Consider the following 12,726-nt stretch of genomic DNA (forward strand, 5'->3'; position numbering starts at 1 on the left):
TCGCCACGTCCTGGGCGAAGGGTGAATTCCGCGACGGACTTTTCCAGGAATTCCGCACATAAGCTATTTCTACCGCTTGTGGGTATAGATCGCGGAGCGATCGGGGCCTCCTCGTCGGTGAACGCCAGCCGCCTGCCCTGCTCGGCAGATCAGCCGCGAGACGTACGGTTCATGACATCGGGCGGGGTGCGGAATGCTGCTCCGGACGCGCCACGTCCATGGGCGCGATGCAGCAGCGCGTTGCTGAACAGCCACAGCAGGTGGGTGGAGCACGCTCCCTGGCCCATGGGCAGCGGTGACGACCTGCCGGCCGTCATCCGCCGGCTCCTGCGCGAAACGGTCGGCGAGCCGGGGCCTGCCCTGCCAGCCCGGGCCGTACAGCCACCGCACGGCCAGGCCGGTACCGTCATCGCGCCATCGCCGTAACGACGACAGCTCGGCGGTGCGTCCGGTGAACTCCACAACCTGGAACCTTGCGCATCCGGCTCGGTGGATCCCGCGGAAACGCGTCGTCGGGCATGGCCGGTGGCTCCTCGCCCCCGACGACCCGATGGCCACCCGCCGGACAAGCGGCACGCACCGCGCTCCCTCAGGCCGGCGCATCGGCTCACGGACAACAGCGCGCCGCACGGGCCCCGTTGGGGTTCCCCAGCAGGACCGCTGGAGCGCCTGGGGCGGTGCTCAAGGGCGCTTGAGCCAGTCCCGGTAGTAGGTGGGGGCCAGGTCGGCGCCCTCCGGCGCGGTGAGTACGTCCCCCGTGACCACGGCGAACATGCCCGCCTGGTCGTCGGTGACCACACGACGGCCGTCGGGCCGGGCGCCCAGGGTGATGCGGCCCAACTCGTCGAGCGGGAACACCTCGGGGCCGCCGACGTTGCGAATGCCCCGCAACGGGGCGCCGGCGGCGGCACCCACGACCGCGGCGGAGACGTCGGCGGACGCCATCGGCTGGACGGGGGTGGGAGGCAGCCGGACGATATCGCCGTCGGTCGTCCAGGACATGATCGCTTCGACGAACTCGAAGAACTGCGTGGCCCGTACGATCGAGTACGGCGTCGGCCCGTTCGCGAGCACGTTCTCCTGGGCGAACTTGGCCCGGTAGTAATCAAGTTGGGGCACCTGGTCCACGCCGACGATCGAGAGGATCACCAGGTGGCGTACACCGGCCCGCCCCGCCGCGGTCCCGATGGTGTGCATCGACGTTTCGAAGAAGTCGATGGAGGACGCGTCGAACGCGGGGGAGTTCGTCAGGTTGATCAACACTTCGGTGCCGGAGAGAACCTCCTCCAGGCCCTTGCCACTGACCACGTCGACCCCGGTCGACAGCGACGCCGGTACCACCTCGTGTCCGGCCGCTCTCAGCCGCTCGACCACCTGGGTGCCGATCAGACCGCTTGCCCCCAGGACTGTGTACTTCATGACGCCGCACCCTTCGTCGAGTGTTCGGGTTCCCGAGGCGGCTGGGGTGGCTTTCCGGACCGGAACCCGTCCCGTTTCACCACCGTAAGCCCGGCGGCGCGACGTCCGCAGCGCGGCCGGTGCGGAGGCGCAGTAGTGTCGCGTACGACGACTGTCCGCTCCGGCGCTCGGCGCCGGACCGCGGTCGGCGGTCCCTGTCGGCGCCCACACGGAGGTGGCGTGATGGCGCGATCTGAGCCGACGGCCCACCCTTCTGCGGACCAGGCAGACCAAGGGCATCGTTCCGAGGCTTGGAAGACTGCGCTCACCGTGATCCAGGAGGCGAAATCACCCGTCGTTCCGGACGGTGCACACGCCATGACCCTGCTGGTCGAATTCCCTCCCGGCGACCCGGCACACCCGGCAAGCCCATGCTCCTCCTCGTCGACGAGGAGGAGTTGGAGCAGCGCGAGGACAGACGCGCGCCCCGGCCGCCCTGACGGCCCCGGGCGGCGGCCCCGTTAAAAATCCGGACCGGTGACGGCGCCACCGCACCGGTCCGGCGGGGTCGGCGCCGTTAGGCGAACGGGCCTTCGACCGTGAAACGGCGCAGGTGGCGGGCGAACGTCTCGGCCTCGTCGGGCGGCCATGAGGACAGGCCGGCCATGATGTGGGCCGCCAGACGTGCGCGCAGCTCCGCCACCGCGGCTTCGCCCTGCTCGGTGAGGACGAGCAGATGTGCGCGCCGGTCGGTGGGGTCGGCCTCGCGGCGGATGAGGCCGGCGGCCTCCAGCCGGGAGGCGCGGCGGGTGACGCCGGAGCGATCGACCCCGGCGTCGGGAGCCAGATCGGCCGCACTGCGGGGCCCCGTCCGGGCCAGCGCGCTGAGTACCGGGTACGTCACCTCGTCCACGGCCTCGCCCATGCCCTCGGTGAGCCGTTTGTGCAGCTGTGTGCGGGTGGTGCGCCGCAGCAGGAGGCCCAGCGCGTCCGCGATCTCGTGTCCTACGTCGTTCTCCACACCGCACAGAGTAGTGTGCGTTGCGCACGCGCCTGCTGTCACGGCCATGTTTGACGCCATCCCCCAGAGGCCACTCGGGAGGAGACGTGATCTCAGTACGGGCCGGTGTCCTTCCCGCGCCGGAGAAGAAGGAGAAAGCAACGATGGCGAACGCGGACCGTATCCCGACGACGACGGATGCCGGTATCCCGGTCGAAAGCGACGAACACTCCCTCACCGTCGGGCCCGGTGGGCCGGTCCTGCTTCAGGACGCCTATCTGATCGAGCAGATGGCCCAGTTCAACCGGGAACGCATCCCCGAGCGGCAGCCCCATGCGAAGGGCAGCGGTGCGTTCGGGCACTTCCAGGTGACCGGCGATGTGAGCGCGTACACCAAGGCCGCGCTGTTCCAGCCCGGCACCAGGACCGAACTGGTGACGCGGTTCTCCACCGTCGCCGGCGAGCGCGGCAGCCCGGACACCTGGCGCGATCCGCGGGGCTTCGCGGTGAAGTTCTACACCAGTGAAGGCAACTACGACATGGTCGGCAACAACACGCCGGTGTTCTTCGTGAAGGACCCGATGAAGTTCCAGCACTTCATCCGGTCCCAGAAGCGCCGTGCCGACAGCAACCTGCGCGACCACGACATGCAGTGGGACTTCTGGACCCTCTCCCCGGAGTCCGCACACCAGGTCACCTGGCTGATGGGCGACCGCGGCATCCCGCGCAGCTGGCGCCATATGAACGGCTACACCTCGCACACCTACATGTGGGTCAACGCCACGGGTGAGCGCTTCTGGGTCAAGTACCACTTCAAGACCGACCAGGGCATCGAGTTCTTCACCCAGCACGAGGCGGACCAGATGGCCGCGGCCGACACCGACTACCACACCCGCGACCTGTTCGAACACATCCGCGACGGGGAGTATCCGAGCTGGACCCTGTACGTGCAGGTGATGCCGTACGAGGACGCGCCGGGCTACCGGTTCAACCCGTTCGACCTGACCAAGGTCTGGCCGCACGGCGACTACCCGCTGATCGAGGTCGGCAGGATGACCCTGGACCGCAACCCGACGGACAACCACGCCGAGATCGAACAGGCCGCGTTCCAGCCGAACAACCTCGTGCCGGGCATCGGGCCGAGCCCCGACCGCATGCTGCTGGCCCGGCTCTTCTCGTACGCCGACGCACACCGCCACCGCATCGGCGGCAACTACCAGCAGCTGCCCGTCAACGCGCCGATCGCTCCCGTGCACACGTACTCCAAGGACGGGGCGATGGCCTATCGCAAGACCACGGACCCGGTGTACGCGCCCAACTCCAAGGGCGGACCGGCGGCCGACACCGAGCGCTACGGCACCCCGCCCAGCTGGTACGCCGACGGCGAGATCACACGTACGGCCTACGTCTCGCACGCGGAGGACGACGACTGGGGCCAGGCCGGGACGATGGTGCGCGAGGTGCTGGACGACGCCGCACGTGACCGGCTGGTGGACAACGTCGTGGGGCATCTGCTCAACGGTGTCACGGAGCCGGTGCTGCAACGGGCGTTTGAGTACTGGCGGAACGTCGACAAGTCCCTCGGTGCCCGCATCGAGGAGGGCGTGCGCGCCAAGGAGAACGAGAAGGACCCGAAGGCGGAGCAGCAGGGCAACCCCGCACGGCAGAGCATGCGGCGCAAGGCCTGACCCGACCCTCTCGTGCCGCATGGCAAGGGAGCTGTCTTCCTCCGGTGACCAGAGGCGCAGTCGGCTCCCGCGCGGGGTGCTCGGCCTGTGTCTGCCGTCGCTGATCGTGGAACGGCCGCGGTACGGCTCCCAGTTCGCGCGGGAGCTCGCCGCAGGCGGGCTGGAGCTCGTCAGTGACGGCAGTGTCTACCCGCGCTGCCCCGGATGGAGCGGACGGGGCTGATCTCCTGGCCGCCGGGCTCGCCGCCCGCCCCCTCGCGGTCCTCCTCGCCGCCTGGCTGGGCATCGGCTGCTGGGCCCTGTTCACGCTCCCCGTCCGGGCGGTCGTGGCCATGCTCGCGGGTGTGACGTGGGGCTCCAGTCGGTGGCAGCCCCACGTCAACACCTCTCCCGCTGAACGCTGACCGGATCAGAAGCGGCCGGTCATGCCCGGGAGCCCCGGGGGTGTGGGAAGCGGCAGTTTGGTGCCGCTGTCTTCGCGCCGGGGCGCGGGGGCCCGGCAGGTGGTGTCCTTCGCCGGGAGGCCGCCGGTGGTCAGATAGGTGGTGGCCCTCTTGTCCGCGCAGGACTTGGAGCCGTAGATACCGTGGCCTTGGCCTCCGGCAACGGTGACCATCCGCGAGCCCTTCATCAGCCGGTGCAGACCGAGACCGCTGGCCAGTGGCGTCTGGGGGTCCCACTCGTTCTGGAGAATGAGCGCGCCGACCTTGTTGTCGATCGTGGTGGCAGGCTCGCTGCCGTTCTTTTTCCAGAACGCGCACGGCTTGATGGTGGATCCGAAGTCGCCGTACAGCGGGTACTCCGCCTTCGCCCGCACCGCGTCGTCGCGGTACTGCTCGGGGTCGTGCGGCCAGGCGCGGGTGTCAGCGCATACGACGGTCCAGAAGGCGGCGTTGCCGTTGTCGTCGGGCACGGTTCGGCCGAAGACCGGCTGGGTGGGACGGCTGGGCGGTTTCGGCTTGCCGGTGCGGGCCGGGGTCCGGTCGGCCGCCTTCTTGAGCTTGGCGATGGCCTCCGCGCCCTCCCGCACACTGAAGAACCCGGCGCGGCTGCCACTGCGGATGTCGTCGCCCGTCAGCTTCCGGCCGTCGAGCTCGATCGGCTTGCGGTCGGCCTTGGCGACCAGGCCCCAGAAGGTCTTGCGGACGGCCTGGGGAGTCCTGCCCAGCTTGTAGGTGCCGTGCCGCTGGGCGGTCCACTTGCTCCACCTCGTGAAGGCGGGTTCCGCGCCCTCGGCCCAGATCTGGATCATGCCCCGCCATATTCGTGCGGGGTCCACGGCGCTGTCCAGCACGAAGCGGTCGGCGTGCCGGGGGAAGAGCTGCGTGTAGACCGCGCCGAGATAGGTTCCGTACGAATACCCCAGGTACGAGATCTTCTTCTCACCCAGCGCTGCCCGGATCACATCCATGTCACGGGCCGTGTTGCGGGTGGTGATGTGGCGCAGTCTGTCTCCTTCCTCGGCATCGCACTTCTCGGCGAAGGTGCGGGCCCACTTCACGTCCTTGGCGAACTTCTCCGCCCGGTAGGGGCGTTCCCAGTTCTGCTCGCTGTCGGTCAGGCCACAGCTGACGGGAGAGCTCTCGCCGACGCCCCGGGGGTCGAAGCCGACGAGGTCGTACCTCTTCTTCACGGACGTGGGCAGCTCGGAGGCCAACGAGAGCGGCATGCCGACCCCCGTACCTCCCGGTCCACCGGGGTTGACCAGCAGCACACCGCGCCGCTCGGCCGCGGTGCTGGTCTTCAGCCGCGATATCGCGAGGTTCACCTTCTTGCCGTCGGGACGGCCGTAGTCCAACGGGACCTTGATCGTGGCGCATTGGTAGGAGGCCGGGGCGCTGGCGCCACAGCGGTGCCACGCGGGCCGCTGCGAGAGGTACTGCCCCAGGGGGTTTTCGGCGGCGGAGGCGGTGGTGGGAGCGAGGGCCGGCACCAGGGCCGCGAGGGTGCTCGCCGCCAGGACATGAGCTAATGATCTGCTTCGCACGTGCGGTGTCCTTATGAGCAGACTGTGTTGGGACGCACTCAGCTTTTCGCATGGGGCAGTTGGGTCGGAACCACCGCCGGGATGGAAGAACGTCCGACCGTGGGCGGACAGACCGGCGGGCATATGGTTCTGAGGTCGTACGCCCATGACCGGCTCTGAGCCGTCTTGCTCAGTCGGCACTTGCTGAGTGCTCCGCGGAAAGTGCCGCGGGGTGCCGTCCGCCGTTGCCTCGGGGCTGATCGCGCAGTTCCCCGCGTCCCTTCGGGGACGCAGCCGCACCGGACCTCGGTGAGGCCGCTCAGTACCGCAACGCCGTGGCGACGTCCCGGCCGATGCGTTCGACCGCGGCGAGGTCGAGCCCGTAGTGCACGAAGCGGCCGTTGCGTTCGGTGCTCACCAGATCCAGGTCGCGCGGCGTCCGCAGGTGGCGGGAGACCTGAGGGCGGCTCATCGAGGGCCGGTCGGCCAGGTGGGAGACTGCGTGGCGCGGCGCGGTGGCCTGTGCGGGGTCGTGGAGCAGACGGGAGAAGTCGAGAGGGAGCCGGGCAAGGGCGGCCGATTCGTGGTCCAGGCAGGACGACATACCGGTTTCGGAGGACGGTCCCGGTCCGCCGAGCCCCGCGTGGAGACTCCACGTGGCCACGACGTGGTGTGGACCGCACCGTTCTTCGTCTGGTGGCTGCTCGGCATCCCGCTCGGCCCGGGCGCGCCCGTGCGCTGAGGCCGGCACCGGCCGCGGATGTCCGGTCCGCGGCCCAGCCTGTTACGCAACGTGCCCGGCCCTGAAGCACACGAAGCGCAAGGCCGCTCAGTTGAGTTCGCGTTCGCGGAGCGGTACCTGCGTACGGGGCCACGGGCCGTGGCCGTAGGCGGGTTGAGATGGCCGACCGCCACCGGTTCCACGAGGCGGTCGCGCCGGTTCCGGCGCAGCGCGCTGACTAGCCCGCCGGGAGCGGCGTCCCGAAGTCCGGCGGGAGTACCCGCGGATCGTCGCGTTCGCCGCCGAGCTCCCCAAGAGCCCCACCGGCACGATCCTCAAGCGCGAGATCTCGTCGCCGGCTCGTGAAGCACATGACCTGCCGGCGGCTCATGGCCGGTCGATGACCGTACCGCAGAGGGGGTCCGCACGGCCGGACAACCGCACGGGCCTGTGCCCGGATCTGATGTCCGGTGGCTCCGCGCCGGCCCCGTGCGAGAACGCGAAGCCCAGCACCGAGGAGGCCCGAAGGTCGACCGGCGGTGGGCCGATGGTCTGGACGCCCTGATCCAGGGGGCTCGCCGCGGCTGACCGCTGATTCGCGGAGCCCGGCGCTTCCGACCACCGGGGCCCGCACCCATGACTCCCCACTCGGGGTGCGGCCGGAGGGAGCGCCGCCTCATCCGGCCGGAGGTAGGGCGATTGCACCAGGAGCATGCCCTACCTTCCGGCCCGATACCGTCCGGGCCGATCCGAGGCGAAACAGGGGTTTCTGACTGCGTACGAGTGAACGACAGGACTCCGCCCTGGTGTCAGTCAAGATTATTTGATCCCACCCATTACGTTGACTCTCGTGCCGCTGAGCTTTGCCTTCGTGAACCTCAAGCCCGGAGTCGGAAAGACGACGAGTGCCGTGTGGCTCGCCCATGCGCTGCATGAGTCGGGCTTCTCACCGCTACTGGTCGACGGTGACCCCGCCGGCTCCGCCCTGCGCTGGAGCGAATTGGCCGATGGCTTTCCCTTTCCGGTGGTCGCTTTGCCGGTGGGCGATGTGCACCGTCGGGTGAATGACTTCCTCGGCAACCGGCAGGCCGTGGTGCTCGACGCGCCGCAGTTGGAGGACCATCCGCGCATCGCCCGCAGCATCATGCGGTACGCGGGGGAGTGGATCGTGCCGGTGACTCCCGCCCCCATCGAACTGGACCGCATGGCGCCCATCCGGTCCGAGATGGGCGACGTACAGTCCCTGCGCGCGACGCCGGCCGGTATCGCGGTCCTGCTGAATCGGACCAACCGCCCCGACGCCACCCGCACCGGTCCCGATGCCGACGCGCGCGACGCGCTCAGCGAGCGGGGTTTCGACGTGCTCAACACCCAGATCGCGCGGCTCGACCTGTACGCCCAGTCGTTCGGGAGCGCCGTGAAGACCGAGGGCTCGGCGTACATGGAACTCGCCGAGGAACTCATCAAGCGTCAGGACGCGGCATGACTCAGCGCAAGGACATGTACCGCGCGGCACTGCAGCGCGAGCAGGACGTTGCCGAGCCCCGGTCCGCCAAGGTCACCACCCTGCACACCAGATACCTCCGGGTGACCATCGAGGTGGACCCTGACCTGCGGCGCGACCTGTCGCGGTGGGTGAATCTGCCGGTGTCCGCGCTTGTACTCGTGGGCGCGACGGTCCTGCGCTCACTGACCGATGCCGCCTCCGGGGTGTCCGGCCGGTAGGCCGGGACGTGAGGTCGTTCAGGGCGTACGGCCCCGGGTGCGCTCCCGGTGGCCCTTGACGTCGGGGCGGCCGATATGGCCCGGTGGGCGCTGGGATTCGCCGAGCCAGATCTGCGGGACGTACTGCTGGACCGCCGCGACCACCGCTCGCTGGTCGGCGGCGACGAGGGGGAGGCGGTGGCGCAGTCGGGGAAGGGCGGGGCGGGGTGGCTCCTCGTCGCGGACCAGGGCCCAGAGGACCGGGTCGTCGCGGTCGATGGGGCCGTTGGGGTACAGCTCCAGGGAGTACAACCTCCCCTTGCGTCCGAGCCTGCTCCAGTAGAGGCCCGCTCCGGCGAGGGTGTGCCAGGGGATGACGTTCCGGAGGTCCTTCCGTTCGACCCACAGGCCCGTGTGGTCGATGAGGATCCTGGTGCCGCGATTCGCCCAGACAGGAATGAAGGTGATGATGCCGATGACGCCCAGCGCCACCAGGAAGGCCAGCCCCACGTATCCCGCGACGGTCGACTCTCCCTTCTGATTCCCGGTGGCCACGAGGACCACGCCGAGGACGCCTACGGCGCCGAGCGCTATGAGGACGGCGGAACAAGGGAGCCCGGTCATGGCGCCGCGGCGGCCGGTACGTATGACCGTTGCATTCGGTGCGGGGGAGGGTGTGTGCGGTGGGAACATGGCGCGTGAGCCTAGTCAACGCCACCGACGGCAGCCACACGTCGGGTCAGTCGCGGCGCGCGATGACCCGGTAGGCGTTGGACAGGCGGAGGTGTCCCGCCATCGGCTTGATCAGCAGCCGGTCCAGTGCGGTCGCCGCGATGAGGGCGGGAACACCGGCCAGGAGCACCGCGCACCGCGCCAGCCAGCGCAGTCGGCCCGGCCGCCGGTCCAGCCACGGGGCGTCCTCGGGCGGGGCGATCGCGTTCAGCAGCAGCCACACGGCGCCCAGCAGGTCCACCGTGTCGTGGGGTTCGCGGTGCTGCTCCACGACCACGGTGAAGCCCAGCCGGGTCAGCTCCGCGCGGAGATTGGCCACCGGTACGAAGTGCAGATGCTGGGGTTGCAGCCAGGGCAGCCACCACCGGCCGAAGAGCCGTGCGAACAGGCACCGCGGGTCGGGCACCTCGATCAGCAGATGGCCGCCGGGCCGCAGGACCTGCCGTGCCGCCCGCAACTCGGTGCGCGGATCCGTGCTGTGCTCCAGGTAGTGGTACATGCTCACCGCGTCGTACCCCTGGGCCAGCTCCTCCGCCAGTGCGGTGAAGGCGCCGCGGATCGCCCGGTCCACCCGCCCCGACCGCTTCGCCAGCTCCACGCCGTCGGTGAAGTCCAGTCCGTCGAAGGACGTGTCGGGGAAGACCGCGCGGGCCGCCTCGCAGAAGTGGCCGTGGCCGGTACCGACGTCCAGCCAGTTACGTGGCGACGGGGCGCAGTGTCTGAGCGGTTCGGCACGCCGCCGGTAGGTCTTCTCCCGACCGGCGAAGATGTTGCCCAGGTCCCGTTCCCCGAGCCCGTCGTAGAAGTCCCGGTAGTAGTACTCCAGGCCCGCGCCGCTGAGCCTCGGGTTCTGGAAGACATGGCCGCACGCCCGGCACGCGTCCAGGGTGAAACGGCCCGGCTTGCGCTGGAAGCGGTCGACCGTGCGCAGCCGCCGCCGCAGCCGGTCCGATCCGCACCACGGGCAGTCGCGGCGGCGCGGCTCGAAGAACCGTTCCGTGCCCCGGGCCGCATCGGCCAGGTAGCGGGGGCGCAACGCGGCGACGAGCGCCGCGCGATCGGCGCGTGCGGACCTCTTGGCCCCCTTGGCTTCTTTGGCCTCCTTGGACCCGTCGGCCCCCTCGATGGTGTCGCTCATCGCTCCTCCTCGGTGGTCTCGGTGTCCCCGGCAGCCGGCTCCGCCAGGTGTTCCAGATATGTGGCGGCGGCCGGGGCGCCACCCGCCGCGCGGAACGACGCGCCGATGCGCTCGGCCGCGCCCCGGTAGCCGGGCCGCCGGAGCACGGTGTCCAGCGCATCGCACAGCTGGGATGCCGTCGCCCTGCCGAAGCGCACCCGCACCCCGGCCCCGGCGTCGACCACCTGCGCTGCCACCACCGGCTGGTCGTCCCGGATCGGGGCCACCACCAGCGGGACCCCGTGCCACAGGGCCTCGCACACCGTGTTGTGCCCCGCGTGGCAGACGACCGCGTCCACCCGTTCCAGCAGCGGAAGTTGGGGAACGTACGGCAGCGCAAGCACATCGAGGTCCGCCCCGGTGTCCGGATCCGGCGCGGCCGCCGGGTCGACGATCACCATCTGGAGACGGCCGGCGCTCCGGCGCGCGGCCTCGCGGCACTCCGCGAGGAACCGTTCCCCGGCACCGGCGTTGGCGGTGCCCAGGGAGACCAGTACGGTCCGGCGCGAGGTGTCCAGCCAGTCCCAGGGGAAGGCCGGTTCGGCCGGGCGGGCGGCGACCGACGGGCCCACGAAGCGGATCCGCCCGCCGCCCCGTCCGGTGTCCAGGCCCGCGAGCTCCTCGGTGGTGAACGCGAGGACGAGATGCGGTGAGAACCGGGGATCCGCGGTGCTCCGCGGATCCCCGATGCGCCCGCGCAACACCCGCAGCAGCCCCTCCAGCCACGCGTCGACCTTGGGCATCCCGTCGAGCGCGCCGCTGAACTCGGCCGAGGTGGTGGCCGAGGTGGCCCACCGCGCCCCCATCCGCTCCGCCACCAGACCACCGGCGACCGTCTGCTGGTCCGCCACCACCACATCCGGACGGAACCGGGCCACCGCCCGCTCCGTCCCCGGGGCCATCTCCTCCGCGAGCGGCACCAGGAACCGCTCCCAGAGGAACTTCAGCGCGCCCGGACCCCGGATGTCCGGCGGCCGGGCGGCGCCGCCCGCGCCGAGCCGCGGCCCCGCGCAGGGGAAGACGGCCGCCCCGCCCCCGGTCAGCGGCCCGAGGACCTCCGGAAGCCCGGCCCAGGCCACCTCATGGCCACGTGCGGCCAGTTCGGCGCCCACCCCGAGAGTGGGATTGATATGCCCGACGAGCGGTGGCACCACGAACAGGAACCGGCTCACCGGAGCTCCGCCCCCGCCGCCACCGGACCGCGGGCGAGCCCGGCCGCCGGGACGGGGAGCGGGGGTGTGCCAGTGGGGTCGAGGAGCCACCACAGCAGCAGGTCGAGCAGCGGGCCCGGCGCCTCGGCCAGGACGGAGTGGCCCTGGTCCGGCAGGACGACCGACCGGGCGCGCGGCAGCACGGACTCCAGCCACTCCCCGTTCCCGGCGAGCTCGGACTCGGCGCCGTACACGGCGAGCACCGGACACCGCACCGAACGGACCTGCTCCGCACCGCGGGTCCGGCTCCCCGGTACGTCGCGGGCGATGGTGGTGGCCCGCACCAGACGTGCCGCCGACCGCGCCAGCCGGGCCGTGTGCGCCCCGCGGTGCGCGGTGATCCAGGCCATCGACTCGGTTTCGTGCTCGATCAGTTCGCCGACCATCCGCCGGAAGATGCCGTCGATCTCCACGGCCCACGACGCGGTGGCGGGTCTCGCCTCGATCGCCACCAGCCCCGCGACCCGTTCCGGGTGGCGGATGACGTACTCGAAGGCCACCGTGCCGCCGAAGCAGTTGCCGACCAGATGGACCGGGCCCGCGATCTCCAGCCGGTCCAGCAGCCGTTCCAGATCGGTGACGAACGACTCCAGCCGGTAGCCGGTGGCCGGTCGGCGGCTGCGGCCGTGGCCCCGGTGGTCGTACATGACCACATCGATCCCGGCGGCTGCGAGGCCGGGCGCCACGGTGAAGTAGTAGCTCGCCAGGCTGTCGGTGAGCAGTCCGTGCAGCAGCACGGCGGTGGTGGCGGCCGGGCGGCCCTCGGGCGGGGGCAGCCGCTGGACATGGAGTTCGATACCGTCACCGGGGCCGCCGGTGTGGACCATGGCCATGGTCAGCTGCCCCCTTCGGCGGCCCGCAGCCGTTGCGCCACATGGCGGACCAGATGTCCGACGCTGAGGTCGATGATCTCGTCGAGCTCCAGATCGGCCACGAACTCCGCGAAGTTGACGTGTTGTCCGTACCGCGCCTCCAGGCTGCCCGCCAGGGCCACCAGGTCGATGCTCTCCAGCTCCAGGTCCTCGGTGAAGCGGGTCTGCATGGTGATCTCGATGTCGTCGACGCCGTATTCGTCGAGCATGGTCCGGAGCATCCCCGCGATGTCCTCGAGGACGGACCGCTCGTCCGC

The 12,726-nt window shown here is 70.6% G+C and carries 15 protein-coding genes and 1 pseudogene; 6 read left to right on the plus strand and 10 right to left on the minus strand.

What is annotated here, in order from left to right:
- Positions 1-149: 149 nt before the first annotated feature.
- Positions 150-317, minus strand: a complete 168-nt coding sequence (locus HUT19_RS35020) for a hypothetical protein (RefSeq protein WP_176184394.1) — start codon at positions 315-317, stop codon at positions 150-152.
- 364 nt (positions 318-681) lie between these two features.
- On the minus strand, positions 682-1,419 hold the full coding sequence (locus HUT19_RS35025) for an SDR family oxidoreductase (protein ID WP_176184396.1): 738 nt from the start codon (positions 1,417-1,419) through the stop codon (positions 682-684).
- Between the two features lie 222 nt (positions 1,420-1,641).
- Between HUT19_RS35025 and HUT19_RS43525 the strand changes: the two are divergent.
- Positions 1,642-1,898, plus strand: a pseudogene (locus HUT19_RS43525) (hypothetical protein).
- Positions 1,899-1,975: 77 nt separating this feature from the next.
- Here the strand turns inward: HUT19_RS43525 and HUT19_RS35030 are convergent.
- Positions 1,976-2,419 carry a MarR family winged helix-turn-helix transcriptional regulator gene (locus tag HUT19_RS35030; protein ID WP_176184398.1) on the minus strand — a complete coding sequence of 148 codons (444 nt, stop codon included), beginning with the start codon at positions 2,417-2,419 and terminating at the stop codon, positions 1,976-1,978.
- Positions 2,420-2,562: 143 nt separating this feature from the next.
- Between HUT19_RS35030 and HUT19_RS35035 the strand changes: the two genes are divergently transcribed.
- Positions 2,563-4,086: a catalase gene (locus tag HUT19_RS35035; protein WP_176184400.1), complete on the plus strand. Its 1,524-nt coding sequence runs from the start codon at positions 2,563-2,565 to the stop codon at positions 4,084-4,086.
- A gap of 173 nt (positions 4,087-4,259) precedes the next feature.
- A complete protein-coding gene (locus tag HUT19_RS35040; protein ID WP_176184402.1) occupies positions 4,260-4,490 on the plus strand; it encodes a hypothetical protein in 231 nt (76 codons plus the stop codon).
- A 5-nt stretch (positions 4,491-4,495) separates the two neighbouring features.
- Here HUT19_RS35040 and HUT19_RS35045 read toward each other — a convergent pair whose 3' ends face one another.
- Complete coding sequence (locus tag HUT19_RS35045; protein WP_254885945.1) at positions 4,496-6,073, minus strand: alpha/beta hydrolase; 1,578 nt, start codon at positions 6,071-6,073, stop codon at positions 4,496-4,498.
- A gap of 298 nt (positions 6,074-6,371) precedes the next feature.
- A complete protein-coding gene (locus tag HUT19_RS35050; RefSeq protein ID WP_176184404.1) occupies positions 6,372-6,656 on the minus strand; it encodes a helix-turn-helix transcriptional regulator in 285 nt (94 codons plus the stop codon).
- A 39-nt stretch (positions 6,657-6,695) separates the two neighbouring features.
- On the opposite strand from HUT19_RS35050, the gene HUT19_RS42350 reads away from it, so the two are divergent.
- From HUT19_RS42350 to HUT19_RS35060, 3 genes are all read left to right on the plus strand, one after another.
- Entirely contained in the window at positions 6,696-6,794 is a 99-nt protein-coding gene (locus HUT19_RS42350) for an AbgT family transporter (RefSeq protein ID WP_217712315.1), read from the plus strand.
- Between the two features lie 829 nt (positions 6,795-7,623).
- Positions 7,624-8,259 (plus strand): ParA family protein, encoded by a 636-nt coding sequence (locus tag HUT19_RS35055; RefSeq protein ID WP_254885946.1) that lies wholly within the window; start codon positions 7,624-7,626, stop codon positions 8,257-8,259.
- A complete protein-coding gene (locus HUT19_RS35060) occupies positions 8,256-8,498 on the plus strand; it encodes a hypothetical protein (protein WP_176184406.1) in 243 nt (80 codons plus the stop codon). Before HUT19_RS35055 ends, HUT19_RS35060 begins: the two co-directional genes overlap by 4 nt.
- An 18-nt stretch (positions 8,499-8,516) precedes the next feature.
- On the opposite strand, the gene HUT19_RS35065 is transcribed toward HUT19_RS35060, so the two are convergent.
- From HUT19_RS35065 to HUT19_RS43530, 5 genes are all read right to left on the minus strand, one after another.
- Complete coding sequence (locus HUT19_RS35065; protein ID WP_254885947.1) at positions 8,517-9,101, minus strand: hypothetical protein; 585 nt, start codon at positions 9,099-9,101, stop codon at positions 8,517-8,519.
- A 115-nt stretch (positions 9,102-9,216) separates the two neighbouring features.
- Positions 9,217-10,347: a class I SAM-dependent methyltransferase gene (locus HUT19_RS35070; protein WP_176184410.1), complete on the minus strand. Its 1,131-nt coding sequence runs from the start codon at positions 10,345-10,347 to the stop codon at positions 9,217-9,219.
- Positions 10,344-11,558: a glycosyltransferase gene (locus HUT19_RS35075; protein ID WP_176184412.1), complete on the minus strand. Its 1,215-nt coding sequence runs from the start codon at positions 11,556-11,558 to the stop codon at positions 10,344-10,346. The genes HUT19_RS35070 and HUT19_RS35075 overlap by 4 nt, the downstream gene beginning before the upstream one ends.
- Positions 11,555-12,430 carry an alpha/beta fold hydrolase gene (locus HUT19_RS35080; RefSeq protein ID WP_176184414.1) on the minus strand — a complete coding sequence of 292 codons (876 nt, stop codon included), beginning with the start codon at positions 12,428-12,430 and terminating at the stop codon, positions 11,555-11,557. The genes HUT19_RS35075 and HUT19_RS35080 overlap by 4 nt, the downstream gene beginning before the upstream one ends.
- Positions 12,431-12,432: 2 nt before the next feature.
- The gene (locus HUT19_RS43530; protein WP_254886271.1) at positions 12,433-12,690 is read right to left on the minus strand and encodes an acyl carrier protein; all 258 of its coding nucleotides are present in this window, start codon (positions 12,688-12,690) and stop codon (positions 12,433-12,435) included.
- Positions 12,691-12,726 lie beyond the last annotated feature (36 nt).

It is taken from the genome of Streptomyces sp. NA02950 (assembly GCF_013364155.1).
Lineage (GTDB): Bacteria > Actinomycetota > Actinomycetes > Streptomycetales > Streptomycetaceae > Streptomyces.